Origin of the sequence: Shouchella oshimensis (assembly GCF_002019765.1) — a bacterium.
Lineage (GTDB): Bacteria > Bacillota > Bacilli > Bacillales > Bacillaceae_D > Shouchella > Shouchella oshimensis.
Genome location: NZ_KV917380.1, coordinates 24,794 through 50,316 on the forward strand (window position 1 = coordinate 24,794; position 25,523 = coordinate 50,316).

The following is a 25,523-nucleotide window of genomic DNA, read 5'->3' on the forward strand; positions in this document are numbered from 1 at the left end:
CAATCACGCCCTACTTAAAACATCTTTAATACTAAGTATAGTGTAATTAATAGGCCAACAAAAGTCATGAGCATAAATAACTCTGTATATCCATAGCTTTTTTTCTGCTTATTGACCCGTGACATTCTTGTAGTAGAATGACGATTAAGTGTAGGTGAGGATTCTGCTTGATACTGGCTTCGCAGCAGATCCTGTTTCATCTCACCTGCTTGTATATAGTGTCCATGGAGTGCTCCAATCATACTCTTCTTAAACGGCTTTAACTGATCGGACGATTCAATCATTTTTTTCAACTGTGCAAGCGGCTTTTCTGGCTGTTTTCTTAACTGCTGGGGATAGGCACAGTGAATCATTAAAATGGCAACAGAAAAAAGATCATAACTCACTTCTGCCTTTCGGCTTTCACCAAGCCAGTATCCTCGATCATATAATTCTGTATACTCTTTAATGGCCCGGTCTTTTTTTGTTGTACCACCTACATCTAACAAACGGACGCTCGTCGCATTTTTTGTGACAATAATATTTTCTGGTTTTATATCACCGAATATCCATCCATGATCATGTAGAGCTTGCAGTTGGTCAAGCAGCTGTAAAACAACAACAGAGAGCCATTCACTGCCTTTCCCTTCCATGAAGCGTAAAAAATCGATCCCTTGAATATATTCCATCACATAAAAAGGAACGATTGACTTGCTTCCTGCTTGTACATAATCGTCTACTTCATATAAATAAGGCCCAAGACAAGTATCTTGAACCTTACTTAACTCTTTCAGTACATTGACTTCTTGAGCGATAGACATGTGATCAATACCAAACTTTATTGCCACTTTCCGTTCACTTGAGTGTGCAAGATAAACCGTACCTGTTACCCCTTCACCTAGCTTGCGCACAATTGAATACTGCTGTTGATTCCATTTTCCAGTAACAACTGTTCCAGGAGTAAACCGTTTTTGCTTAGCCGAAGAGTTGGTCGTCTTCATGTTCCATTACTCTCCTTCTTGAGCGGCTTTCTCTCATAACAGAAAGAGCTGCTTTTAATGCCGGACCAGTGGGTGTCATCCCACCCGAAGATAATTTACTTAGTAATTTATTTAAACGGTTTAACGTCGGTGAAAAATCCATCACTTTTTCGATAGGATGTTTTCGTCCAGGGAATGTATAAACGGCGAAAGACGTATCCCCTGTTCTAGAGTGTAAACCAATTGAGAGATCTTCCAATGCTTCTTGAACTTTAGTGAGTTTGTTTCCCATACTTGCACTCGTATCAATGAGAATACAGACTTCCAGATGAGCCGTTTCACTAATTTCATCAACGACCTCCATTACCTCCCCTCTTTTTTCAGGAGGTAGTGAATCCATTTCTTCTCCGTTACCTAAGATTTGCTTCAATTCTTGGTTGATAACACCATGTAAGGTTTGCGTCATCGCTTTCTGCGTTACTACTTGAACCGTTTGCGATAATTGTCTTGCATACACAATCTCACTTACTCCACCACCAGCATCTGCAATGGCTTCTACTTCGTTTAACCCATGGGCATTTTCCTTTTGATCACCCATAATTCCGATAACGTTGACAGCGATTCCGAATTCCTTTGCCAGTCGAGCAATGGCAATTGGATCTTCCCCATCGTTTGAATAACCGTCTGTTATAAGTAAGATTTGCTTTAAAGTCCCTTTCATTGCATTCCCTCCAGCTAGCTTTTAGTCTTACAAGCATCGCCATGAAGGTGCCCTTTTATACGCTTACGTTCCAGTTGCTTGCTTAAAGAATGTTCTTCCTTTCTTTTGTTTTTGAACTTTAGGATGAATGGGAATAGAAGTCCACTTCGGCTTGTGTAACTTTATTTGCGTAACGACAATCGTCATATCATCTTCTATAATGTTACCTTCTTCTGAGCGAATGACCCGCTCTAAAATGATATCGGCCACTTCTTGTGGATCATCTGTAGCAATTTCAGAAATAATGCGTTTCATCCACTGTTCTCGATTCTCCACAGATCGCTTCGCTTCTAGCACGCCGTCACTACACATAATAAGTAAGTCTCCATCTCGCAGTTGTTCTTGTACGACTTCCACTTCAAACTCGGGAATGATTCCCATCGGTAAGTTACCAGCCTCCACTTTTGAGACTCGGTTTCCACGTTTTATGAAACTTGGCGTCGATCCAATTTTCAGAAATTTAGCATGGGCATCATTCATATCAATCATCGCCAAGTCTAATGTCGAAAACATTTCCTCCGTATTACGTAGAGACAGTATGGAGTTTACCGACTTTATCGCTACGGTTTCTTCTATACCCGATTGAAGCACCTTTTGCAGTAGTGCTAGCGTTTCACTACTTTCTAAGTACGCTTTCTCACCATTCCCCATTCCATCACTAATGGCAATGGCGTATTTATCACTATTAAGCTCAATCATTGAATAATTATCTCCAGATAACCATTCGCCTCCTTTTGCCACTTTTGCTACTCCTGACTCCATCACAAATGCTTGAGCGGAACCAAACGATAGATGACTGTAGCCATTTGCATAAAATTGCGGTTCCTCCCGTTTTAATATAATTGTTTCTTTCACCAAGTCCGACAGCATTGGTGCAATAATTTTTTCTGCTTCTCCGTTGTCATGATCGCATTGAACGCTCATCTCAATTTCAATTCGTCCGCTTTCAATGCTGTAGATGTCGATGTGACCAACGTCCATCCCCGCTCCACGTAATGCATCAACCATGTACTCCTCTTGAATTAAATGAGGCTGCTTCTCTTTTTGAATTTCTTTAGCAAAATCCCCCATCACTCTTGACACGCCTAACAATTGATCTGCTACTAAGCGTTGACTCTCCTGAACTTGCCGCTTTAATTCCTTATTGGCTCGATACTGATTTGTCTCCATATGAATCGCTGCAATTACTTGATCAGGCTTACGGCAATGGCTTCTCCATTGGCGTTGCAATTTTGGATCACTCATTGTCCCATTCACTTCAATGTGTTCAACCATCTTCGCCATTGAGTCGTACGTTTGGTTAAAATTTTGAACCCAGCATTTTTCCTTCATCATGCACGTTTGGCATGTTTTTTCCGTGACGTGACTTAGCAACACATCCACATCGTTTGAATGCTGTTCTTCGTCACTTTTTTGCTGAACTTTAAAACTGTTTGAGAGCGTTTGAAAAAGCGAAGAAAAGCGCTCGACTCGTCCGGCTGTTGCATCTCGAACTTTTCGTAAGTACTGCTGTTGCTCTTGAGCATGTTCAACTGTACCAGGTATATACTTCGCTATCGACTGAAGCCAACTTCTTGGGGTTAGTAAAAACAACGCAATGGCAATACCTGTTTCGGCTACAGTTGCGAAAATACTACCGCCTCCATCACCATACAGTCCTATTAATAAGGTACCGACTAGTAACCCAAAAGCTACGCCAATGCGATTCCCTTCCTTTAATAATCCACCTAATAAACCAGCAAATGCGAGCAAACTCATTTGATACAAGCTCGCCACACTAGCCAAGCTCAATATCAATCCCGTTACAACGCCGACGGTAGATCCAATCGCCGCCCCGCCTACAAAGGCGAAAATTAACACTAAATAGCGAGCAAGACTATGCTGCATGACTACATCATTTAATGCCCAGCCTATCGTCCCCGTCATGACAGAAGCAAGCAAAATAATAAGACAAATGATTTCCTCATTTCGCAAAGCTTGTCCGCCCCGTTTTCCTGTAATAAGCGGAATGCTCTGCACAAAGATCATTGTTAAAATAAAGCTTAATCCTGCCTCAACAGTTGCCATCATTAAGGCATATTGACTAATGGTTCCAGTTGTTACAAAGACTAAACCAAGTCGAGTTACTATGCTCGCTCCAAATACTAAGTAAGGTAGGGCTTTTCCTGGTTGGTCTAAGAATGTTTTCGCACCTCTATATAATAAAAGAAAGATCGCCATTCCTATTAAAGCGAAGATTATTTCTCCATGATAACTAAATACTGTACCTGCTAGTAACGCCGCACCAGCTATCAGCGCATGATTTCGCCGCAGTAAAAAAACCGAGGCCAAAAATGGTAAGATAAACGGTGTAAGCTCAGCTAAGATCATCGCTCTTCCTAGAAGGAATCCGACAAGAGCAATTAATAAACCCCATTCAAAGAAAAGTGTTTTACTCATGTTTTTCAAAGCTTGTCCACTTACTTGTAACCGGGCTTGTACATGATTTATTCTTTCAAAAGCACCTGTAGCTAAAAGCGTTCCGTTTGACTTCTCTGTTTTCACGATTGCGCCACCACCTATTTAGATATCGTAGTGTCACTATACCAACTGTAAACAACAGAATTTGTCAGAATTACGAAACATTATTAAAAAGACTTTCGACCTTCTTCGGCTTAACTAGCAAAAAAATTTCACAAAAAGTAGCAATTAAAAGAAGGTGACTAGCATATTCTTGCTAGTTTACACTAGCTTTGCCAACAAATGACGGACAAAAGTACGTTTAAAAATAGAAAAATTGGTTCTAAGGCACAAAAAAAGATGACCCTCTATAGGAGAGTCATCTTTTTTCTTTGATAGCGGCGGAGGGGATCGAACCCCCGACCTCACGGGTATGAACCGTACGCTCTAGCCAGCTGAGCTACACCGCCATGTTTTTCACGACGCTTATTAATATACTTCTTTTTTTTATTGAAGTCAATAGGAATTAAAAGAAAAAAGAGTGATCATCTCACTCTTTCTCTTAACCATTCGTTCTATATAACGGACGATACGTTACACAAGCTGCATGTTAACCTCGTTTCGCACCTCTGCCGCCACGTTTTGATTCTGTTTGACGTTTAATCGTCGTTAGGCGTTCCTCACTATCTTTTAAGAAACGGCTCATCTTATCTTCAAAAGATGGTGTGACACGCGGTTTGCTACCACCTCGGAAACCACCTGACTGACGATTCGGACGCGGTGAATCAGATTGAGAAGGGCGAGACGGACGAGGCGGTCTCTTTTCTTCTACTGGTTTGTCAATGGCTTTGCGGATAGAGAGTCCGATTTTGCCATCATTTTCTACATTGACGACTTTAACGGTAACCTCATCGCCGACTTTTAATAGTTCATTAATATCTTTAACATAGTGATCCGCAACCTCACTAATGTGCACAAGTCCTGTTTTTCCTTCTGGCAATTCAACGAATGCACCAAAGTGTGTAATACCAGTAACCTTGCCTTGCAGCTTGCTGCCTGCTTCTATGGACATGAAAACGTACATCCTCCTTAAAATTTTAGGTAAATTCCATACTTGAAAACATTATACTCGACAGCAAAAAAACGTGTCAATCGCTGTTTTGCTTCGTTACGTTAATTCTTTGCTCACCAGGCAATGTAAGGAAATAATCTCTTCTTGCAATTTCCATAATATACTCTACGTCTTGATAGTTTTCAATTTCTTGCTTTAAGAAATCTCGTTCTTCCAATAACGAAGCTTGCTCGGTTTGCAAGTGCTCAACCTCTGTCTTTTTTTCACTAATTTGAGCTGATTGTTTAAACAGTGTCATACCGCATACAATCATTAGAATCCCGAACACGACGCCCATAAATGTCAAGCGTCTATATAGTCCTTTACGCCGCTTTGATTGTCGATCTAACTCCTGTTGCCGTTGTTCCATGTACTTTGTATCAATTTCTCTTATTGTTGCTCGTTTAGACGCCACACTACTCACCTCTACTTCTTCTTCATTAAACGATCGCAGAAACCCTTTATTTTTTCAAAGATAGGCTGTCCTTTCTTGGCAACTTTGACAACGCCTAGAAGAGACAGAACAAAATAAAGAGGCTTCCATAACAAATAGAAGATAAGACTCCACAATGTAAGTACTATCATCATAGCGAAACGCCTACAAATGTGCAATAACCATTTTACAGGATTAAACAACAGCGTCTTTATAACAATCACTAAGAAAGCAAAAAGTTTTTTGAAGAAAAAGATTATCCCAGTAAGCACCTTGTTGTATAAACGTTTAAACATGGCTTGATATGCAGCAAACCCAAGCATAAGAGCAATGAATACAAAAATGCGAACTTCTCCAAAATTGACCTGATAAAGGATATAGAAAACGAGTAGAGCCTGTACCGTCCAAAAACAAAAGTCTGCTACTGCTGTTTGAATGTCGAAGGAATGTTTCTTACCAATAAACCGATGATAGGTATCTAAAGCCGCTCCGAGCCATACGCCCATCGCGGCCATTGATAACATTGATAGAAACTGCACAGTGAGTGTCATTATTTAAATAGCTTTCCAAATAATCCTTTTGATTTCCCTTGCTGATTCTGGTCTACATAAATAAGATCGTAAATCTTTCCTTCTATTGACACATTCCCTTGCTCGACATTTAAATTTTTCATATGCAAATTTTGACCTTTAATCGATAAGTAACCCATGACCGTTTCCAATAAAAACTCTTCATTGTCAAAACTATCTACTTGCTTAACACCTGTAATATCTAATTGTTTGCGACCTTTAATGGTAATATCGTGGTCGTTGTTTTTTCTTTCCCTTCCCATTGGTGCTCCAAACTCGTAGTTTGTTTGATCCATTCTATGCACGCTCCTCGAAAAAACAGTTCTTTACTTGATACTTATGCAATGCTTAAGTATGGTAGAACAAGCTATTTCTTACGAGAACAAGGAGAGTGTTAAATGACCGTCTATTTACTTACAGAGACGTTTGATGAGCAGAGTTCGATGTCGCCACAGGTACAGCACATCCGGAAACACAAAGACTCTATACGTGCACATGCTAATATTGTATTGTGTACATCTTCTTATTTGACGGAATCAGACGACGCAGCTTTACTTTACGACGCCTTACAAAAAAGCAGCTGGCCTAATCAAGCCGTTCTTATGATTAACGATGACACGGTTCTTTCTTATAACGTCCATATCACACTTCTCTCTTTTATCCGCTATATGAGAGCCATCATACTGCCTAACCTGATGCTACAACAACTAACAGGTGAACAGAATGAGTCGCAAGCCATCCGTAAAATTTTTCAAAACCAACAGCTTACAACCCTCTATTTATCTCATCAAAAGACGTATGTTCGTTTCACAAAAAATTCTACGAATGGGACAGAACCTCGGTCCATTCAACAAGTAATTACTGAGCTTCAACACGACTTATAAAAAAAAGATATGTAGTGGACAGAGACGCCCTACATATCTTACGTAAATTCAAGTTTTTTACGTTTATCTTTATGTTTGTGTTCAATTTTTATTTCTTGGTTTCGCTGTTTAAACTTTTCATTATGAGAAGAAACAAATGCTTGTTTAGTAGCAGCTGGATCTAGATATTGCTTAACGCCATTCACAGCTGTAGCACCTTCAACAAATGCACCGGAGATCAGCTGAAGCTTACCTGCGTGCCTTGTCACATCTCCAGCAGCAAAGATACCAGGTTGACTGGTTTCCATACATGGTGAAACACGGACAAATCCATCTGCCTCTAACTCTAAGCCCGCTTCCATTAGAAAACACCCGTCCATCTTCATGCCGTGGTTAACAATCACAGCGTCAATGTCAAATCGCTCCTCAAGTTCTGAATCACAATGCGAAAGAGTCACTGAATCAATGGATGTTCGCTCACCATGTAGCTCTTTAATTTGAAATGGCGTTCGTAGCTCCACTTTTGATTTCATATGAGCAACGTTTTTTTCGTGCCCTCCAAAATCGTGCCTTCTGTGGCAGACAATGACTTCTTTTGCAACACCCACTAATTCATTTGCCCAATCTACCGCAGCGTTTCCGCCTCCTGATATTAACACCCGCTTATCTCGAAAGCTTTCAATTTGAGTCACCGTGTAATGAAGGTTAGCCACCTCAAAACGATCCGCACCCTCTAGCTCTAACTTCTGCATCACAGGAATGCCGTGACCTGAAGCCAGCAACACCGTCTTACTGTAATGCTTCTCACCTTTATCATTAAAAAGTGTAAACGTTCCGTCAGGCTCACGCACCATCTTCTCAATATGTTCGTTTGTGCAGATTGTTGGATCAAATGTATTTGCTTGGTTCACTAATTGATCAATAAGAGTCGCTCCCGGTGTAGGTGGCATGCCGCCTACATCCCAAATGATTTTTTCTGGATAAAAGAGGATCTTTCCGCCCAATTCGCTATTATATTCAATTAATTTCACTTTTAAGTCTCGCATTCCCGCATAAAACGTACTGTAAAGCCCAGCAGGCCCAGCACCAATAATTGTAAGATCGTACATCTCGTTTTGTTGCACGGTCCTTCCTCCAATTTCGCTAGGATAATGAAAATCATTCTCATATATAAATACAGTGTATGCAACAATCGCCTGAATTTCAAGTCAAATCTTTTACACAATCGTGTCAATCCCTCAGTCGCGACGATAAGGTTTTCTTTTGATTTCTATTTGCGTTACCTTTATAGTTACTAGAAAAAGCATTCTGAGGAGTGATTTATGTTGAGCAAACCTAAAGTATTCTTAGCACACCCTGTTCCTGAAAGCGCATTAACGTACCTTTCCCAGCATTGTTCGTATACGATATGGGATCAACACAAGCCACTTCAAAAGGATGATTTAAGAAACATTTTGAAACAGGTTGATGGGGCGTTACTTACCGGTCATGCAGTGGATGCAGCACTTGTAGAAGGGTGTGACCAATTAAAAGTAATTAGTACGGCAACAGTTGGCTATGACAAATTTGATCCTACAGAATTAGCAAACGAGGGTGTGTTGTTGACAAATACCCCTTATGTATTAGACGAAACGGTAGCTGATCTTGTTTTCGGTCTTATTTTGTCAGGCGCCAGAAGAATCGCTGAATTACATACTCATATTCAAAAAGGGGAATGGCACAAGGGAACGCCGTCAAGTGCATTATTTGGACAAGATGTTCATGAGAAGACAATCGGAATTGTTGGAATGGGGCGGATTGGTGAAAAAATTGCTCACCGAGCCAAGGAAGGATTTGGCATGAATATTCTCTATCATAACCGCTCTCACCGACCTGAAGCCGAGAAACGCTATAACGCGGAAAAAGTGGAATTAGATGTTCTACTTTCACGCTCAGATTTCGTCGTATTAATGGTTCCTCTGTCTGATGAAACAAAGCATTTAATAGATAAGGAAGCATTGCGCAAGATGAAATCAACTGCATTACTCATTAACGGTGCTCGAGGAAATGTCATTGATGAAAAAGCCCTCATTGATGCGTTACAAAATAATGAGATCTTTGGTGCCGCCCTCGATGTATTCGAAACGGAACCATTACCGCAGGATCACCCATTTTTAACGATGAAAAATGTTACTCTTACTCCTCATATTGGCTCGGCTACTGCTGCTACGAGAGAAGCGATGGCGATGCGCGCCATTGAAAACCTAGTTGCTGGTGCCAAAGGCGAAACACCAACGGATGTTGTAAAAGGCTAAAAGAAAAGCGTACCCATTGCAAAAGTAGGGTACGCTTTTTTTACTTCTTAGATAGTAATAGCTGCAATGTCTTCAATGCGTAAATCAGCCTTAGACAAGTCTTGATTTCCTGAATATGGATTCACATACCCAATGACAGTCATTCCAGCTTCTTTTCCTGCTTGAACACCGTGTGCAGCATCCTCTAAAACCGTGCAGTGCTGAGGGCTAACCCCTAAACGATCGGCAACTGCTAAATAAATGTCTGGCGCAGGCTTTCCTTTTGCTACTTGTTCTCCACTTAAAACAACATCGAATTGGTCTTTTATTGAAAATGCGGTTAAGACTGCATCAATAAAAGCAACCGTTGACGACGATCCTAGGCCAATCTTGTACCCTTTTTCTTTTAATTGTTCAAGTAACTCTCGAATACCATCTATAGGTTCCATGTTGGCATCGTGTAAATAGGCTAATTTTTTTTCGTTAGCCTCTTTTAACAGCGTGTCTACATCAAAATCTGCCTGATGTGCAGCTTTCAAGGACGACCACATCTCATCTGCACGTGTACCAACGTAAGATTCCAGCTCCCCTTCTTTTAGAATGATACCGTTTTCCTTTGCGAGCTCCGCTTCAACAGCAAAATGTAGTGGTTCGCTATTAATAATGACCCCATCCATATCAAAAATAAATGCTTTCATTAGACCGATTCCTCTTTCACAATTGTATACATCTCTGCTGCTGTTTCTTTCTTTGTTGTCTCTCTTAAATCGTTAATTTCAACGGTAACAAGCTTTTGACCAAAGCGAATCGAAAGCTCATCTCCAGGCTTAACCGTTGTACCTGCCTTTGCTGTTTGACCGTTCACTGTAATTCTTCCTTGATCACTAATCTCTTTTGCTAATGTTCGTCTTTTAATCAAACGGGATACTTTTAAAAATTTATCAAGTCTCATAGGTTAGCTCCTTTATCCTTATCTTTCTAATCGTTTGGCTTCTTCCCACCATGCGTCAAGCGTAGTCATATTCACATGATCAATTGTCATGTTTGCTTTTTCTGCTTGAGCTTCAACATACTCAAATCGTGTTAGAAAAACTGTTAGTGCCTTATGCAGAGCTACTTCTGGTGATTGCCTAATAAATCGACCTAAGCTCACAACTGCAAGCAGCAAATCACCATATTCTTTCTCCAATTCTGAAGCGTCAGCTGTTCTTACTTCATTTAGTTCTTCTAACACTTTATCATACACTTGCTCAATTGCTTCATATTCAAAACCGGTTTTTGCAATGTCTTTCTGCATCGTCTCCGCAGCTGCCAACATAGAAGGAAAAGAAGAGATGGATCGCTTTGGCTGAAGCGCTTCACTTTCTGCCTTTTCTTTTCGCTTCACTTCTTCCCAAACCGAAGTCACTTCTTCAGCAGACTGCACAGGCTTGTCTCCAAATACATGTGGGTGACGACGAATCATTTTTTCTGTCAACGTCTTAATAACATCTCCAAGCTGAAAATAACCTGCTTCTTCACCAATTTGTGCGTGCAGGAGCACTTGCAGGAGCACATCCCCAAGTTCTTCAGTTAACTGCTCATCATCTTCTTGATCAATTGCCTCTAGTACTTCATAGGATTCCTCTAATAAGAATCGCTTTAACGATTGATGCGTTTGTTTTCGATCCCAAGGGCACCCTTCTGGACTCCGTAACTGAGCAATAACGCTTTTTAAATACTGTATGTCTCCATAAAGGAGTTTTTCGTTGTGAACTGGCGGCACGTACACAGCGGTTAAATTATTTACTTCCGTTTGATGATCGAGCTCATAAAGCGGTACTCTCGTAAGCTTTTCTTCTGCCGTACCCGCCGCTGTACAGATTGTCACCTCATAATCGTCTGGATAGGTTTCCATTAGCGTAAGTTTAACATCAGAAGCGATGAGGCTATCATACACTTGGACAATAATAAGATGATGACGCATTTGAATTTCCTCTTGCTTCAAAACTGTTCCATCCAGGATTTGACAGCCTTCGATTGGGTCAATTCTTAGACTCGAATACATTTGGTCAAGAAAAGATGTCCCTCCAACAACGTCTAGCTTTACCTGATGGTGATCGGTTGCATCTTGCAGAAGTTGAACGGTCTTCTCTGCCACAAACGGATGGCCTGGTACGGCATAAACCAGATCCTCTACTTGAGCACGATCGATTAAGTCGTTTACTATTGTTTCGTATACGGCTTCAAACGAATCAAACTGCTCGTACGTTTCGTCGTAGGACTCGAACGTCACACCCTCATGCTGCAAGTCCTTCACAACTGGATGATCAAGGGTACGTACACGAACAGTTGGTGCTTCCTTCAAGGTACGATACACACCTAATGGCATCTGATCTAATTCTCCTGCTCCTAAACCGACTACTTTAATTATTCCCATGGTACACCTCTATTTGTTAATAAACTTTTGAATAACTTGTTTTCGAAGAGCCCCTAATTTAGGCGCACTAGCCCATTCTCTTAACGTAAAAATATGGGTAAATAATACAGCCACTCCAACATAACCTGCACCAATTCCTGCAAGGGTAAGGGCTTGAATGGCATGTACACTTCGTTGATTTGGTAAAGAAAGCAATTGATTCATTCCTACCTGAATTCCAAACACGAGTACTCCCATACTGAAGAGCACTACAAGCAACATTACATATGATTGCTTTTGCACAAACAGTCGCTGATCAATCTTTTTGACCGAATACAGTACAATACCCATCATCACTGAAAAAGCAAGCACATTTGAAAGGGCTGCGCCCATCGTCGATTTCATAAATGTTATAAACAACACATTTCCTACTATTTTTGTTCCTATACCTGCAATAATTGCATACACCGGAATATGAATTCGTCCGTATCCTTGAATAATAGCAGCTCCAGCCAAATAGATAGAACAAGGGAAAATAGACAAAACAAAGACTCTTAATACATCTGTTCCTGCTTGGTTTGTAAAAAGCATTGCGTTTATTGAGTCCATCAATAAAAAGAGTCCAATTGTTGCCCCGCCACCTAACAAGATCGTCAGCCTCATCATGACATCGCGATAGCGGCGTGCATCTTTGTATCGTTTCGAAGCAAGGGCGTTTGATAACAAAGGTACTACAGCTAAAGCAATCGCTGTAATTAAGATGGTTCCTAATTGAATCAATGGCTGTCCACGATCATAAACTCCTTTTGCTGTATAAATCGCGACATCGGACATGGGTGTTGCTTGCAAGGAACGTACAACAGTCAAAACGTCTACCACTTGAAACAGCAATAAAATAAGTGAATTTAAGCAAATAAACAAGCTTTGCTTTAAAAAAACAGCCTGATGACGAAAAAACGTTTTGAAAGAAAAGTGAGTATAAAAACGCATCTCTTTTTTATTCGCTAGCATTAGTAAGAAAACACAGCCAACTGCGCTCCCTAGAAGAGAGGCGTAAATTGCACCCTCTCCTATCACATAGGCATCATATCCTTGAGAAGCTAGCACATAGGTTAGAACAAGAATAGCCACCACCCGAACAAATTGCTCACTTACTTGAGATAAAGCTGTCGGTGTCATCTGATTTATTCCTTGTCCAGCTCCTCTAAAAACACTTAAAATAGGTAAGAATAGAAACCCAAAGCCAACCAATTGAATGACACTTGTCAGAGATTCATCCCCGATAAAAAAGGCAAGCTGAGGTGCAAAAACCAAAAAGAGAACGCATATCATAATGGATAAGATTGATAATCCTAAAAACGTATAGCTTAATAATTCGTTGACCTCTTCGTCTTTTCCTTGTGCTTTTTTCTCAGCAATTTGACGGGACAGTACAACAGGAAAACCATATAGCGCGAGGATTGTCATCATGCCAAAGAAAGGATAGACTTGCTGATAGACGTAGAAGCCTAAATCGCCAGCCAGATTCTGAAAAGGAATGCGGTAGACAGCACTTAATAATTTCGTTACGAGTGCAGCAACCGAAAGGAGAAAAGCCCCTTTTAACACGTGTGATGTATTCAAGCACTCTTCCCCCTTTACCTTTATAAAATAGCATCATCCTGGCATGTTGTCGAACTTATCTCATCAATAAAAGTCATCTAAAAATCTTACCGGGTCTAATTCTTTTTTCAGCCTATTCATACATAATCATAAAACATGGTATGATAAGAACAAAAGATATGATATAGTAGGTGATTGCTTGAAACAAACAAATCCATGGCTCGCCATATGGGTTGCGCCTCGCCAAACAATGAAAGATACATTGAAAAGTGACATACATAAACAAGCGACTCTCATACTATCCATTATTTTTGGAGGGTTAACCGGTTTCTGGTTTTCTAGAAGTGAAACATTGCTTCTAGCCTCTACAGGTAATTTTTTTCCACTTATTGTTACCATTTTAATTGGTGCATTTACTGGACCAATCCTTTATTATGGCTTTAGTTTTGCGTTTGGCCATGTAGGCGGTTGGTACGGAGGAAACGGTAACATCAAAGCGACACGAAAAGTATTTGTTTATGCTTTGTTTATGCCGGGGATTTTTGTTGGTTTACTGAATTTAATCTTATTTGGTCTCGCTTTACTTACTCTTCAAGCCCAAACACCAATACTTCGAACCATTGTGAGTTTTGGCTCAGTCATGATTGACTTAACAGTCGTTTGGGTATTTGGCATTTTTTTAATTGCTTATTCTGAAGCACAGAAAATCGGTATGATGAAAGCACTGCTAGTTATCATCGCCATGATTGGTTGTCTTGCAGGGCTATACATTGTTGTCGATTTACTCGCACATTTACTAATCGGTTAAGATTGAAATAGACGGAGAGGTATGGAATGAAAAAAATTATTTTTACCGGTGGGGGAACCGCAGGGCACGTAACACCAAATTTAGCGATTATTCATCAAATGGATCGAAGCAAATGGTCCATCGCTTATATTGGTTCTTATGATGGAATTGAAAGAGAACTTGTAGAGAAAAACAATATTCCTTACTTTGGAATAGCAAGCGGCAAGTTAAGACGCTATTTTGATATGAAAAATGTAACCGATCTTGCTCGAATCTCAAACGGACTTAGACAGGCTCGAAACATTTTAAAAAAAGAGAAGCCTGACGTAGTCTTCTCTAAGGGTGGATTTGTAACGGTCCCTGTTGTGATTGCAGCCTATTCACTAGGCATTCCTGTTCACTTACACGAAAGCGACTTAACACCTGGATTAGCAAATCGTATCGCCAAGCGCTTTACAAAGACGTTCTACACGTCGTTTGCTGAAACAGCAAAGCATTTTCCTAGCGAACAAACAAACGTTGTCGGTTCACCTATTCGAGATGACTTATTGTCTGGTTCACGTACACAAGGATTAGCACTCACTGACTTTATTAAGCAAAAGCCCGTACTACTCGTGATGGGTGGAAGTTTGGGGGCTAAAGCGATTAATGAAGGCATCCGGCAATCACTAGATGATCTGCTTAATACGTATCAGATCATTCACATTTGCGGAAAGGGTCATCTAGATCCTGCATTAGAAAGAAAACGTGGCTATAAACAATATGAATATGTGCACGAAGAGCTGCCCCACCTTATGCAAGCCGCTGATATCGTTGTCACTCGTGGTGGGTCAAATGCCATTTTTGAATTTCTTGCATTGCAAATTCCGATGCTTATTATTCCGTTGTCGAGACAGAGCAGTCGCGGTGACCAAATTTTAAACGCCCAAACGTTTGTAAAAAATGGTTATGCCCACATGTTAGAGGAAGAATCCATGAAGGACGATGCACTCGTAAAAGAAATCCACGCATTGTATGCGAACCGTGAGCCTATTCTAACGACAATGCAGCAAAGCAAAGCGACTCACGCCGTTCCTCTTATAATTGAGCAACTAAATCGCATCTAATCTATACATGAAAGGCCCCTGTCTAGCAGACAAGGGGCCTTTCCTATCTAAATAAATAGTACACCAATCGTTAACGCCAAGATCAAACCAACAATTACTAAGACAATGGTTAGTAAAACAGTAAAAATGATGTAGACGAGTAATGACTTCCACGCAGAGAAACCGTGTGCCTCCCCTAATCCTTGTAACATCACAATAAATTGCCATACAAATAATAGAATGAGAAGCAACGAGGCTACAAGTAGTGCCCAATTTTGTAAGCCGCTTAGCTGGGGTTCTAGAGAATTCTCATAAACTAAGAAAAAGTTCTCACCAATTAATAAGATAAACGGTAATAGTAAAATGCCAATGAAGATCTGAGGTAACACTTGCGTATAAATGACAGCGACTCTCACTTCTGCTAATGAACCTCTACCACCAACCCAACTACCGAACCATTTAAATAAAACAGGCATTAAAAAGACCGATAAAACAGACGTAACGATCGCTCCAAGGAAGACCGAAAGACTAAAGATGGTAGCTGAAAAAGGAGCCTCCATTTCAAAAGAAAACATAATCGAGAAAACTCCAGATATGTAGGCAAGAAGTAAATACTTCCCAAATGGTTGTACGGTTGCTTCCTCCTCTATCTTGTTGCGTATAACTCCTCTTGGATTTATCCAAACTTTAAAGAATGTACTCATATAATCCTCCCTTTTTTCTTTATTTTATTCTAAATGGTTACGAAATAAAATTAAAAAAAACATACGAGCGAGAGCGCTCATATGTTTTTTAACACTATTGCTCCATTTGACGGGCTAGGAAGCCGGCTGCTGTTTCAGCCATTTTTTGTTCTAGTTTTCCTGAAAGTGATTCTGACTTAGAGAAAATCACAACTGCACCGATAGGATCACCACTAGCAATGATTGGTGCTGCCACGTAGCCTTTATAATCATCTTTGTGATCGCCAACAAGGTTATACTCGCCTGCATTCGCTTCCATATGGGATTTACGGTTAGCCATTACCGTTTCAATTACTTCACCAACGGCCTTGTTTGCGTATTCTTTTTTAGAAGCGCCAGCTACCGCAATATATGTATCACGATCAGATATTAACACATATTGATTTAAACTATCGTATAAGGCCTCGGCATATTCCTTTGCGAAGTCACCTAGCTCAGAGATTGGTGAGTATTTCTTTAAAATAACTTCACCTTCTCGGTCGACAAATATCTCCAGCGGATCACCTTCACGAATGCGTAATGTTCTTCTTATTTCTTTAGGTATCACAACCCTGCCAAGATCGTCAATACGTCTTACAATTCCAGTTGCTTTCATACATAAAGCCTCGCTTTCTAAGATGTAAAATCAAATCATTTAGGAAGAATACAATTTGTTATAACTGTAGTATCCTTCCTTTTTTAAGAACTATTCACCAATTGATGAAATATCTTATTGATTTGATGACTACTTCCTAGCTAACGGTAACTTGCCCTTGACTTAGATGGGCTCGCTTCACAGCTTGCAGTACTTCAAACGTCGTGTCTAGCATTTGCTCTGCTAACATACTCTTTGTTTTTATTGTTACTTTCAACTGATCTCCTTGAGTTCCGACTGTTATAAACCGACCAATGGCGCGTGCAGATTCCATGAATGACGCAATCTTAATCGATTGTGTGGTTTCGTTCGAAAGGAGTATAACAATGGCATCTTTCGCTTCATTGATTTTTTCAACTTTATATTGATCTGCAAGATGCTTTATTTTCGTAAGACCTAACAAATAGTCGACTTGTTTTGGGTATTCACCAAACCGATCAATTAATTCATCTTGAAGGTCGGTTAGTTCATCCATTGTTTCAATACCTTTAAACCGCTTATACATTTCAATTTTTTGTTTAGCATCAGGAATGTACCGCTCTGGAATATAGGCATCTACACTAATGGATAACTCTGATTGGAACGTCTCTTCTTTCGTTTTCGTTCCTTTCCGCTCGTCGATTGCATCTTTTAGCATTTGTGAGTACAAGTCAAAACCAACGGAATCAATAAACCCATGCTGCTGAGCTCCTAATAGATTACCTGCGCCTCGAATTGTTAAATCCCTCATCGCTATCTTAAATCCAGATCCAAGTTCCGTAAATTCTTTAATAGACTGAAGTCGACGCTCAGCTACTTCCGTTAGCACCTTGTCTTGTTGGTACGTAAAATAAGAGTACGCAACACGATTTGAACGACCAACTCGACCACGAATTTGATAAAGCTGCGATAGGCCCATTTTATCGGCATTACTAACGATGAGTGTATTCACATTTGGAATATCGACACCTGTTTCAATGATTGTCGTTGTGACCAGTACGTCACTTTCACCTTCTAAGAAACTTAAAATAATCGATTCTAGCTCACGCTCATTCATTTGCCCATGCGCATAAGAAACCTTTGCATCTGGTACGAGCATGGCTATTTGTTCAGTCATTCTTTCAATATCTTCTACTCGGTTGTAAAGAACATAGACTTGACCACCCCGAGTCATTTCACGCTCAATAGCTTCCCGTACAATGGATGGATTGTACTCCACCACGTATGTTTGAACAGGAAAACGATTTTCTGGAGGCGTTTCAATAATAGATAAGTCACGTACACCTAACATGGACATATGAAGCGTTCTTGGAATTGGCGTTGCTGTTAGCGTTAATACGTCTATGTTCGATTTTAACTGTTTAATTTTTTCCTTATGAGTAACGCCAAATCGCTGTTCCTCATCAACAATTAACAAGCCGAGGTCTTTAAAGACAATATCCTTTGACAATAAACGGTGCGTTCCAACAACCAAGTCCACAGAACCAGCCTTTAAGCCTTTTAGTACTTCTGTTTGCTCTTTTCTCGAGCGGAATCTGCTAAGCACACCAACCGTAATTGGGAACTCTGAAAACCGTTCTGAAATGGTTTCAAAATGTTGCTGTGCTAATATCGTTGTTGGTACAAGGATCGCCACTTGTTTTCCATCCATAATAGCTTTAAAGGCAGCACGAATTGCAACTTCAGTCTTACCGTAGCCTACATCACCACAAAGTAAACGATCCATCGGACGTTGCTTTTCCATGTCTTCTTTTATCTCTGCAATAGCACGTATTTGATCTTCTGTTTCTTGATATGGGAACGAACCTTCAAAATCCGCCTGTTCTGGCCCATCTTCTGAGAATTTGTGGCCAACGCTCGCTTCTCTTTCTGCATAAAGCTTGATTAAATCATCTGCTATATCTTCAACAGACGACTTCACCTTACTTTTTACTTTTTTCCAATCGTTTCCACCAAGGGCATAGATTTTTGGATCTTTTTCTTCAGATCCTACATATTTCTGGACTTGATCGATTTGTTCTACTGGAACATACAGCTTGTCATTTCCAGCGTAACGCAAATTTAAGTAATCTTTATGAACGCCATTTATTTCTAAGGTTTCAACGCCTAAGTACTTCCCAACACCATGATTAACGTGAACAACTAAGTCACCAACAGCGAGTTCTGAGTAACTTTTAATTCGTTCTGCATTGGACATGGTTTGACGGCGCTTTGGCTTTCTTGCTTGTTTGGCAAACACTTCTTCTTCCGTAATAACAACAAGCTTTTGCTCAGGTAATTCAAACCCCGCATGCAAATGACCTGTGTAAATTTGCACCGTTCCACTGGTTAATGTTGTTTTTCCTTCTATAAGATGAGCGTCAATATTCTCGTCAGAAAGATTTAACGAAAGTCGCTTTGCCCGATCTTCTGTTCCAGCGATAAACAGAACCGTATAATGATTAGCAATCCAGCGATTGATTTCCGATGTAAGCAAATCCATTTGTCCATGAAAATTCTGCATGGATTTACAAGAGACATTAAGCACCTGCTGCGGTTTTGTCCCTGGAATTTGTTTTTGAAATAAAGCGGAGTAAACTATTGATTGCGGGATTTCTTGTAATCGATTTAGCAGTTCATAAGACATTTCTGCACCGTGCACAATAGCCCCTTGTTCAATCATGCTTGTATGCCACTCTGCTTCTTCTTTTATAAGGTTTTCCGACATCTCTTTTACTCGAGTCATTTCATCAATCCAAATAACAGCGTGCTCTGACATATAGGAAAGAAGCGTATGCGGACTCTCATAATAAAACGACATGTATTTATACATACCTTCGAACGGTTGTCCTTGCTTTAATTGCGCAATTTCAAACGGGATTCGCTCTTGCAAGGATTCCCGTGTTTTTTTATTCGCTATTTTTTTGGTGGTTACGTTTAGCTGTTCTTCTAAAACAGACGCTGCATGACTATAGTGTGTTGATGTTAATAATACTTCTTCAGCTGGTCCAATTTTAATGGTTTCGAGCTGTCCCTCGGAGCGCTGCGTCTCTAACGAGAAGTATCGCAAAGAATCAATCTCTGTATCAAAAAGTTCGATCCTAATTGGATGTTCTTCTGTAAGTGGATACAAATCAATGATGCCACCACGGACACTCATTTCACCAGGTGCCGAGACCATATCCGTTCGTCTATAGCCCATTGACACGAGCTGACTAATAAACGCATCAAGTTCTTGAACGTCCGTTCCAACCGTTACATCCAGTTGATACTGAGCCCATACTGTTTTCGGCGGTAGTAATCGGCGAACTCCTGCAAGAGGAACGACAATTATGCCTGAGAATCCATTTACAAGTCGATTTAACACATCAATGCGTTGCGCTTTCATTTCAGGACTAGCAACAGCAATTTCTGCTGAGATTAATTCATTTACTGGATAAAGATAAACTTTTTCTTCCCCTAATAAATCAACAAGATCTTCGTACATTTTTTGTGCTTGGAATAAATTATGTGTCACAATAAGCTGGTTGCGCTGCGTTTCCCGGTAAAGAGAAGCGCTCGCAACTGTTCTCGACGAACCTGTTAAGCCTGATAACACCTGTTCACTTTGACCTTTTTCTATTCCGTTAGCAATGGTTTGTAGCTCATTCGTTCCACTGACAAACTGTTGCAATCCTAACATTTCTTTTCCCCCTGGTTTCGCTAACACGATTTGCAGTTCACTACATCGTTTATATTATCAATCCTACGCTCGTTTTAATTGAAAAATGCCTTGGTCTTTAAGGATACCAAAGCTTTGTTGCTATTAATGAATCACATTTTGAATTTCATGCAAAAGCGGATTTAATTGGAAAGCTTGATAACAATCTTCGCAAATTGCCGCAATATGGATATCACCTTCTTGAGTTACTCGAACGCTTTCTAACTGATCTACCGCACCTAATTTGCTTATCCCTAATTCATCGAAAGTATATTGATCTTCCAGCGTTGCCATTTGTTTTTGACAGTACTTACAACCATAATGCACAGCCATTTTAACCACTCCTTGTAAACAGATATTCTTGTTTACAGTATGATCAAAAGAATGAGACATTATCCTATCGGTTGTATACATTCATCACTTCAAGGAACGGCTTTGTTATCCATGCTTCAATCGATTGTGCCGTCTTTTTAATGGCATCCTCTAAAAGCGCTTTCTCATCACCTGCAGCGCGGTTTAAGACGTATTTCACGACTGGTTCATTGTTAGTCGGGCGTCCCACACCAATACGAACCCGGTTAAATTCTTGAGTTCCTAAATGATGAATAAGTGATTTAATTCCGTTATGACCACCTGCACTCCCCTTTTGGCGTAAACGTATTTTTCCTGGTGGTATATCTAAATCATCATACAAAACAACAAGCTCATCTAAGCTTACATTGAAATAATCCATAAATGGCCGAACACACTCTCCAGAGAGGTTCATATACGTTAAAGGCTTTAGCAACATTACTTTCTCACCATGTACAATCGTTTCTCCATATAAGCCGTTGAATTTTTGCTTGGTAAGAGATGAATCGAACTGTTCAGCTATGAGGTCAACACTGTCAAACCCAATATTGTGTCTTGTATTATCAAACTGTTTACCAGGATTTCCTAGCCCCACAATTAACTTCATGTGTAACTCCTTTATTCTAACTTGACGAAAAAGGCATAACCCCAAAGGGTCATACCTTTCGTCACTTTATTTACTATTCAACACGACCTGGACGATCTTTGTCGTCATCCTCACGCTCTTCTGTTGCTTCTACACCTAGCGCAGTCGTTCCATCTTCTTCTGTTTCATCTGGATCTTCTGTTACCGTCGGTGCTTGTACCGTCACAATCGCTTCGTCATCTTCATTTACGATGTCCACAGAAACGGTAGAACGCATCTCTGAAATTGATAGCGTATCACCAACGTTTAAACTTGAAATGTCTACCGTAATGCTTTCTGGAATATCCGCTGGTAAACAATGTACCGTAATTTCATAAAGAAGATGATTCACGATACCGCCTTCGCTTGCCCCTGGCGCTTCTCCTTCTAAATGAACAGGTACATTTGCATCACGTTTTTCTTTCATATTCACTTCGAAGAAATCAATATGCGTGTAATGATTTTTCAAAGGATCCACTTGAACTTCTTGCACCATAACGTGATGCTTTTTACCGTTTTCTAATTCAAGATCAAATAAACCATTTTGGCCTACTTCTCTCATTGTTTTTAAGAAAGCAACACTTTCTACTGAAACCGGCTGACTTTCGATTTTATTACCATATAGTACGCCTGGCACAAAACCATTTAGACGAATATTTCTTGTTTCTTGTCCTGTTAAGTCTTTACGATCACGAGCTTGTAATACTGTCATCTTTCTTTCACCTCATCTTAGTTTTACACGTCTGTTAATTGTGTTCCCTTAAAGGTCAGTTTTCAAACAGAATTCCTTGTTCTTTTTCGTAAGTTCTCTCTAGGTTGATAACAAAAATCAATCGAATAAAGTTGATACAGAAGCATCTTCATGTACACGAATAATAGCCTCAGCCATCAACTCCGCTACAGACAACTCTGTAATGTTCGCACCTTTTTTCTCTTCCTCCAGATCAATTGTATTCGTTACAACCAATTCTTTAATCTTAGAATTACGAATTCGATCTACTGCTGGACCAGATAGAACAGGGTGCGTACAGCAAGCATATACCTCTTTTGCTCCTTGTTCTACTAAAGCATTCGCCGCAAGTGTAATTGTTCCTGCTGTATCAATAATATCATCAATAATAATGGCTGTCTTTCCTTCAATATTACCAACAATATTCATTACTTCTGACACGTTTGGTCTTGGTCGACGTTTATCAATAATAGCAATTGGTGCTTTTAAGCGATCGGCCATTTTACGAGCACGCACCACTCCACCATGATCTGGAGAAACAACAACAATATCGTCAAGCCCTTTGCTGCTAAAATAATCAGATAAAATTGGTACACCCATTAACTGGTCAACTGGGATATCAAAGAAACCTTGAATTTGAGTTGCATGGAGGTCAATTGTTAATACCCGAGTTGCACCAGCTGTTTCAAGCAGATTAGCCACAAGTTTAGCTGTGATAGGTTCTCGCGCCCGTGCTTTGCGATCTTGTCTCGCATAGCCGTAATAAGGCATGACGATATTAATCGTACGCGCTGAAGCTCGCTTTACTGCATCAATCATAATTAAGAGTTCCATTAAGTGTTCATTCGCTGGAGCCGATGTTGATTGAATCAAATATACATCACAACCACGAATACTTTCTTCAATGTTAATTTGAACTTCACCATCACTAAAACGCATGACAGAATTCTTTCCAAGAGAAACTCCAATATGTCGAGCGATTTCTTCAGCCAAAGCCTTGTTAGAATTAAGAGTAAAGACCTTTAAGCTTGGGTCGCTATAGTTTGCCATTTCTTGTGTTACCTCCAGTAAATGTTATTGATCTTTTTTTATATAGTTTGTTTTATCTACTTGTCTAGCTCGTGCTATCGCCAGTGAGTAATCATTTACATGATTCGTTATCGTTGAACCAGCTGCTACAAAGGCATGCTTTCCAATCTCAACAGGTGCGACTAAGTTTGATCCTGAGCCAATAAACGCACCGTCATGCACTGTTGTTTGATGCTTATTTGTGCCATCATAATTAACAGTCACGACCCCACATCCAACGTTAACATCTTTGCCAATGTCTGCATCCCCAATGTATGTTAGATGGGATACTTTACTGCGGTCATTGATACTTGCTTTCTTCAATTCCACAAAATTACCGACTTTAACCTCTTTACCGACAGTGGAATCAGGTCGTATGTGAGCAAAAGGCCCAATAGCAGCACCTTCGTGCACATAACTATTATAAATATAAGAGGAGCGAATGTGAACGCCTTTCTCAATGACAGAATGGTGAATTTCACTACCTGACTCTATGATACAATCTTCACCAATGGTAGTGTTCCCTTTTATACTAACGTTAGGAAATAGTGTCGTATCTTGTGCAATTGTTGCATCAACGGAAATATATGTGGTGTTCGGATCAATGAACGTAACCCCTTGTGTCATCCAGTACGTGTTTATTCGAGCTTGCATCGCTTTTTCGGCTTGTGCTAGTGCAACTCGATCATTTACACCAATGGTTTCTTCCATTGTTGGTGTTACATAGGCACACACTTTTTCCTCTTTTTTATTTAAGAGTCCAATTACGTCTGGTAAGTAGTATTCACCTTGGTTATTATCATTTGTCACCATTTGTAATACGTCAAATAACGTATTGTTATCAAAACAGTAAATACCTGTATTAATCTCATTCACAAGAAGCTCTTCACTAGATGCATCTTTTTGTTCGACTATTTTATCGACTTCACCGTTTGAGCCACGAATCACTCGTCCATACCCGTGTGGATTGTCTGCATATGCTGTTAAAATAGTTGCTTTTGCTGCTTCCTGTTCATGATACGCAATTAGAGTCTTTAACGTTTCAGCTGTTATTAGCGGCGTATCGCCACATAAGACTACGGTTGTACCGTTCTTCCCTTTCAACAAGGGTTCTGCACATCGTACCGCATGTCCAGTACCAAGTTGCTCATTTTGCAGTACAAAGGAAGCGCCAGTTGGGATTGCTTCTTTTACTTGCTCCGCACCATGACCAACAACAACTGCGATATCATCAAAGCCGACCGCTTTCGCTTGATCTACAACGTGTTCGACCATTGGTTTACCACAAACTGGGTGTAACACTTTATAAAGCTTTGACTTCATTCTTGTTCCTTGCCCAGCAGCAAGAACAATTGCATATCGTCCGCTCATATTCCCCTCCACACTCGTTCATGTTCATCATTAAAACTATACTTGAAACCACCACGTATTTCAATATCTCTGGACGTCTTTACATACTTGAAAAATATACAAAAAACCAGCCTGCGTTTTGCGCAGACTGGTTTAGCTTTAACCTATTGTTACGAAGCACCAGCTTCCTCATAATTGGTAGCGTCTTCATATTCTCCTACACGCTCATACTCGTCTATAACAGCCACTTGGATCTTTTCCCTAGTTTTAGAAGAGATTGGGTGTGCGATGTCTCTAAATTCTCCGTCAGGTGTTCTCTTGCTCGGCATTGCAACGAATAGGCCATTATTTCCATCAATTACACGAATATCATGAACAACGAATTCGTGGTCAATTGTTATAGATGCAATTGCTCGCATACGCCCTTCCGTTTGGACACGCCGTAACCTTACGTCAGTAATTTCCATGATGGTCACCTCTCTTATAGATTATCTGTATACTACATTCTAGAGAGGTTTCCTTTTTCCTTCAAAGAATTGAACTTTTTTTACGATTTTTCAAAAAATAAATACGATCATTCTTTTTCCAGTATGATCTATCCTCGACATTTCACGGTGCAGACAGTTAAAACAACCTTTCATTACACATCTCCACTTACAAAAAAAAGCTAGCAAAACAGAGGAATCGTCGTTTCGCTACGCTTTTTCTTTTTACACTAAAGCAATTACTTCAATTTCAATTAGTACGTCTTTTGGTAAACGAGCCACTTCCACACATGAACGGGCTGGCTTATGCTCAGAAAAGTATTCGCCATAAACCTCATTAATACGTGGAAAATCATTCATATCTTTAATGAATACGGTTGCTTTAATTACCTTATCAAGAGAAGAACCAGCTTCCTTTAAAACCGCTTTAAGGTTATGGAAAACTTGATGCGTTTGCTCTTCCACAGTCCCTTTTATAAGTTCGCCATCGGCCGTTAAAGGAATTTGACCGGAACTGTAGAACATATTGTTTACAATCATTCCTTGTGAGTAAGGTCCAATTGCTTGTGGTGCATTTGTCGTATGAACAATTTTCATTTG

General features: G+C 40.1%; 26 protein-coding genes and 1 tRNA gene. 4 read left to right on the forward strand and 23 right to left on the reverse strand.

Features of this window, described 5'->3' with window-relative positions; all coding sequences use genetic code 11:
• Positions 1 to 14: 14 nt before the first annotated feature.
• The 8 genes from prkT to yabP form a co-directional block, all read right to left on the reverse strand.
• Positions 15 to 980 carry a serine/threonine protein kinase PrkT gene (gene prkT / locus BK583_RS00145; RefSeq protein ID WP_038484955.1) on the reverse strand — a complete coding sequence of 322 codons (966 nt, stop codon included), beginning with the start codon at positions 978 to 980 and terminating at the stop codon, positions 15 to 17.
• The gene (locus BK583_RS00150; RefSeq protein ID WP_055737738.1) at positions 955 to 1,680 is read right to left on the reverse strand and encodes a vWA domain-containing protein; all 726 of its coding nucleotides are present in this window, start codon (positions 1,678 to 1,680) and stop codon (positions 955 to 957) included. The genes prkT and BK583_RS00150 overlap by 26 nt, the downstream gene beginning before the upstream one ends.
• Positions 1,681 to 1,743: 63 nt before the next feature.
• Entirely contained in the window at positions 1,744 to 4,266 is a 2,523-nt protein-coding gene (spoIIE, locus tag BK583_RS00155) for a stage II sporulation protein E (protein ID WP_055737737.1), read from the reverse strand.
• A 288-nt stretch (positions 4,267 to 4,554) separates the two neighbouring features.
• Positions 4,555 to 4,628, reverse strand: a tRNA-Met gene (locus BK583_RS00160).
• 140 nt (positions 4,629 to 4,768) lie between these two features.
• Entirely contained in the window at positions 4,769 to 5,230 is a 462-nt protein-coding gene (locus tag BK583_RS00165) for a S1 domain-containing RNA-binding protein (RefSeq protein ID WP_038484946.1), read from the reverse strand.
• Between the two features lie 76 nt (positions 5,231 to 5,306).
• Positions 5,307 to 5,693, reverse strand: coding sequence for an FtsB family cell division protein (locus BK583_RS00170; protein WP_038484943.1), 387 nt, complete (start codon positions 5,691 to 5,693; stop codon positions 5,307 to 5,309).
• A gap of 2 nt (positions 5,694 to 5,695) precedes the next feature.
• The gene (yabQ, locus tag BK583_RS00175; protein WP_055737736.1) at positions 5,696 to 6,253 is read right to left on the reverse strand and encodes a spore cortex biosynthesis protein YabQ; all 558 of its coding nucleotides are present in this window, start codon (positions 6,251 to 6,253) and stop codon (positions 5,696 to 5,698) included.
• Entirely contained in the window at positions 6,253 to 6,567 is a 315-nt protein-coding gene (gene yabP / locus BK583_RS00180; protein ID WP_078439973.1) for a sporulation protein YabP, read from the reverse strand. The genes yabQ and yabP overlap by 1 nt, the downstream gene beginning before the upstream one ends.
• A 102-nt stretch (positions 6,568 to 6,669) precedes the next feature.
• Here yabP and BK583_RS00185 point away from each other — a divergent pair, with 102 nt between their 5' ends.
• The gene (locus BK583_RS00185) at positions 6,670 to 7,155 is read left to right on the forward strand and encodes a hypothetical protein (protein ID WP_055737735.1); all 486 of its coding nucleotides are present in this window, start codon (positions 6,670 to 6,672) and stop codon (positions 7,153 to 7,155) included.
• A gap of 38 nt (positions 7,156 to 7,193) precedes the next feature.
• On the opposite strand, the gene BK583_RS00190 is transcribed toward BK583_RS00185, so the two are convergent.
• Positions 7,194 to 8,243: an NAD(P)/FAD-dependent oxidoreductase gene (locus BK583_RS00190; RefSeq protein ID WP_055737744.1), complete on the reverse strand. Its 1,050-nt coding sequence runs from the start codon at positions 8,241 to 8,243 to the stop codon at positions 7,194 to 7,196.
• A gap of 213 nt (positions 8,244 to 8,456) precedes the next feature.
• On the opposite strand from BK583_RS00190, the gene BK583_RS00195 reads away from it, so the two are divergent.
• On the forward strand, positions 8,457 to 9,428 hold the full coding sequence (locus BK583_RS00195) for a 2-hydroxyacid dehydrogenase (RefSeq protein WP_055737734.1): 972 nt from the start codon (positions 8,457 to 8,459) through the stop codon (positions 9,426 to 9,428).
• A gap of 47 nt (positions 9,429 to 9,475) precedes the next feature.
• Here BK583_RS00195 and BK583_RS00200 read toward each other — a convergent pair whose 3' ends face one another.
• From BK583_RS00200 to BK583_RS00215, 4 genes are read right to left on the reverse strand one after another with little or no spacing between them, the layout of a single operon-like run.
• The gene (locus BK583_RS00200; RefSeq protein ID WP_055737733.1) at positions 9,476 to 10,105 is read right to left on the reverse strand and encodes an HAD family hydrolase; all 630 of its coding nucleotides are present in this window, start codon (positions 10,103 to 10,105) and stop codon (positions 9,476 to 9,478) included.
• Complete coding sequence (locus tag BK583_RS00205) at positions 10,105 to 10,359, reverse strand: RNA-binding S4 domain-containing protein (protein ID WP_038484929.1); 255 nt, start codon at positions 10,357 to 10,359, stop codon at positions 10,105 to 10,107. Before BK583_RS00205 ends, BK583_RS00200 begins: the two co-directional genes overlap by 1 nt.
• 18 nt (positions 10,360 to 10,377) lie before the next feature.
• Entirely contained in the window at positions 10,378 to 11,826 is a 1,449-nt protein-coding gene (yabN, locus tag BK583_RS00210; RefSeq protein WP_055737732.1) for a bifunctional methyltransferase/pyrophosphohydrolase YabN, read from the reverse strand.
• A gap of 9 nt (positions 11,827 to 11,835) precedes the next feature.
• Positions 11,836 to 13,428, reverse strand: coding sequence for a putative polysaccharide biosynthesis protein (locus tag BK583_RS00215; protein ID WP_055737731.1), 1,593 nt, complete (start codon positions 13,426 to 13,428; stop codon positions 11,836 to 11,838).
• 178 nt (positions 13,429 to 13,606) lie between these two features.
• On the opposite strand from BK583_RS00215, the gene BK583_RS00220 reads away from it, so the two are divergent.
• Both BK583_RS00220 and murG read left to right on the forward strand, forming a co-directional pair.
• A complete protein-coding gene (locus BK583_RS00220; RefSeq protein ID WP_055737730.1) occupies positions 13,607 to 14,215 on the forward strand; it encodes a YIP1 family protein in 609 nt (202 codons plus the stop codon).
• Between the two features lie 26 nt (positions 14,216 to 14,241).
• Positions 14,242 to 15,300 (forward strand): undecaprenyldiphospho-muramoylpentapeptide beta-N-acetylglucosaminyltransferase, encoded by a 1,059-nt coding sequence (gene murG / locus BK583_RS00225; RefSeq protein ID WP_038484921.1) that lies wholly within the window; start codon positions 14,242 to 14,244, stop codon positions 15,298 to 15,300.
• A 47-nt stretch (positions 15,301 to 15,347) separates the two neighbouring features.
• On the opposite strand, the gene BK583_RS00230 is transcribed toward murG, so the two are convergent.
• The 10 genes from BK583_RS00230 to BK583_RS00275 all read right to left on the reverse strand — a co-directional run bounded on the left by BK583_RS00230 (position 15,348) and on the right by BK583_RS00275 (position 25,520).
• The gene (locus BK583_RS00230; protein WP_055737729.1) at positions 15,348 to 15,983 is read right to left on the reverse strand and encodes a YIP1 family protein; all 636 of its coding nucleotides are present in this window, start codon (positions 15,981 to 15,983) and stop codon (positions 15,348 to 15,350) included.
• A gap of 94 nt (positions 15,984 to 16,077) precedes the next feature.
• Complete coding sequence (spoVT, locus tag BK583_RS00235) at positions 16,078 to 16,617, reverse strand: stage V sporulation protein T (RefSeq protein ID WP_038484916.1); 540 nt, start codon at positions 16,615 to 16,617, stop codon at positions 16,078 to 16,080.
• Positions 16,618 to 16,753: 136 nt separating this feature from the next.
• Positions 16,754 to 20,296 (reverse strand): transcription-repair coupling factor, encoded by a 3,543-nt coding sequence (gene mfd / locus BK583_RS00240; RefSeq protein WP_055737728.1) that lies wholly within the window; start codon positions 20,294 to 20,296, stop codon positions 16,754 to 16,756.
• A gap of 123 nt (positions 20,297 to 20,419) precedes the next feature.
• On the reverse strand, positions 20,420 to 20,647 hold the full coding sequence (locus BK583_RS00245) for an anti-sigma-F factor Fin (RefSeq protein WP_055737727.1): 228 nt from the start codon (positions 20,645 to 20,647) through the stop codon (positions 20,420 to 20,422).
• Between the two features lie 64 nt (positions 20,648 to 20,711).
• A complete protein-coding gene (pth, locus tag BK583_RS00250; RefSeq protein WP_055737726.1) occupies positions 20,712 to 21,272 on the reverse strand; it encodes an aminoacyl-tRNA hydrolase in 561 nt (186 codons plus the stop codon).
• A 73-nt stretch (positions 21,273 to 21,345) separates the two neighbouring features.
• Positions 21,346 to 22,002: a 50S ribosomal protein L25/general stress protein Ctc gene (locus BK583_RS00255; RefSeq protein ID WP_038484904.1), complete on the reverse strand. Its 657-nt coding sequence runs from the start codon at positions 22,000 to 22,002 to the stop codon at positions 21,346 to 21,348.
• A gap of 117 nt (positions 22,003 to 22,119) precedes the next feature.
• Entirely contained in the window at positions 22,120 to 23,070 is a 951-nt protein-coding gene (locus BK583_RS00260; RefSeq protein WP_038484901.1) for a ribose-phosphate diphosphokinase, read from the reverse strand.
• Positions 23,071 to 23,094: 24 nt separating this feature from the next.
• Positions 23,095 to 24,459: a bifunctional UDP-N-acetylglucosamine diphosphorylase/glucosamine-1-phosphate N-acetyltransferase GlmU gene (glmU, locus tag BK583_RS00265; protein ID WP_038484897.1), complete on the reverse strand. Its 1,365-nt coding sequence runs from the start codon at positions 24,457 to 24,459 to the stop codon at positions 23,095 to 23,097.
• 149 nt (positions 24,460 to 24,608) lie between these two features.
• Complete coding sequence (gene spoVG / locus BK583_RS00270) at positions 24,609 to 24,905, reverse strand: septation regulator SpoVG (RefSeq protein WP_035395108.1); 297 nt, start codon at positions 24,903 to 24,905, stop codon at positions 24,609 to 24,611.
• A gap of 243 nt (positions 24,906 to 25,148) precedes the next feature.
• The gene (locus tag BK583_RS00275) at positions 25,149 to 25,520 is read right to left on the reverse strand and encodes a RidA family protein (RefSeq protein ID WP_038484894.1); all 372 of its coding nucleotides are present in this window, start codon (positions 25,518 to 25,520) and stop codon (positions 25,149 to 25,151) included.
• Positions 25,521 to 25,523 lie beyond the last annotated feature (3 nt).

Bases quoted from the DNA above. Each gene is read 5' to 3' on its own strand.
- BK583_RS00230 (WP_055737729.1), bottom strand. From the start codon at position 15,983: ATGAGTACATTCTTTAAAGTTTGGATAAATCCAAGAGGAGTTATACGC.
- BK583_RS00200 (WP_055737733.1), bottom strand. From the start codon at position 10,105: ATGAAAGCATTTATTTTTGATATGGATGGGGTCATTATTAATAGCGAA.
- mfd (WP_055737728.1), bottom strand. From the start codon at position 20,296: ATGTTAGGATTGCAACAGTTTGTCAGTGGAACGAATGAGCTACAAACC.
- glmU (WP_038484897.1), bottom strand. From the start codon at position 24,459: ATGAGCGGACGATATGCAATTGTTCTTGCTGCTGGGCAAGGAACAAGA.
- BK583_RS00260 (WP_038484901.1), bottom strand. From the start codon at position 23,070: ATGGCAAACTATAGCGACCCAAGCTTAAAGGTCTTTACTCTTAATTCT.
- spoVT (WP_038484916.1), bottom strand. From the start codon at position 16,617: ATGAAAGCAACTGGAATTGTAAGACGTATTGACGATCTTGGCAGGGTT.
- BK583_RS00275 (WP_038484894.1), bottom strand. From the start codon at position 25,520: ATGAAAATTGTTCATACGACAAATGCACCACAAGCAATTGGACCTTAC.
- BK583_RS00165 (WP_038484946.1), bottom strand. From the start codon at position 5,230: ATGTCCATAGAAGCAGGCAGCAAGCTGCAAGGCAAGGTTACTGGTATT.
- BK583_RS00255 (WP_038484904.1), bottom strand. From the start codon at position 22,002: ATGACAGTATTACAAGCTCGTGATCGTAAAGACTTAACAGGACAAGAA.
- BK583_RS00190 (WP_055737744.1), bottom strand. From the start codon at position 8,243: ATGTACGATCTTACAATTATTGGTGCTGGGCCTGCTGGGCTTTACAGT.
- yabQ (WP_055737736.1), bottom strand. From the start codon at position 6,253: ATGACACTCACTGTGCAGTTTCTATCAATGTTATCAATGGCCGCGATG.
- BK583_RS00195 (WP_055737734.1), top strand. From the start codon at position 8,457: ATGTTGAGCAAACCTAAAGTATTCTTAGCACACCCTGTTCCTGAAAGC.
- BK583_RS00150 (WP_055737738.1), bottom strand. From the start codon at position 1,680: ATGAAAGGGACTTTAAAGCAAATCTTACTTATAACAGACGGTTATTCA.
- yabP (WP_078439973.1), bottom strand. From the start codon at position 6,567: ATGGATCAAACAAACTACGAGTTTGGAGCACCAATGGGAAGGGAAAGA.
- spoVG (WP_035395108.1), bottom strand. From the start codon at position 24,905: ATGGAAATTACTGACGTAAGGTTACGGCGTGTCCAAACGGAAGGGCGT.
- prkT (WP_038484955.1), bottom strand. From the start codon at position 980: ATGAAGACGACCAACTCTTCGGCTAAGCAAAAACGGTTTACTCCTGGA.
- BK583_RS00185 (WP_055737735.1), top strand. From the start codon at position 6,670: ATGACCGTCTATTTACTTACAGAGACGTTTGATGAGCAGAGTTCGATG.
- yabN (WP_055737732.1), bottom strand. From the start codon at position 11,826: ATGGGAATAATTAAAGTAGTCGGTTTAGGAGCAGGAGAATTAGATCAG.
- murG (WP_038484921.1), top strand. From the start codon at position 14,242: ATGAAAAAAATTATTTTTACCGGTGGGGGAACCGCAGGGCACGTAACA.
- BK583_RS00205 (WP_038484929.1), bottom strand. From the start codon at position 10,359: ATGAGACTTGATAAATTTTTAAAAGTATCCCGTTTGATTAAAAGACGA.
- BK583_RS00245 (WP_055737727.1), bottom strand. From the start codon at position 20,647: ATGGCTGTGCATTATGGTTGTAAGTACTGTCAAAAACAAATGGCAACG.
- pth (WP_055737726.1), bottom strand. From the start codon at position 21,272: ATGAAGTTAATTGTGGGGCTAGGAAATCCTGGTAAACAGTTTGATAAT.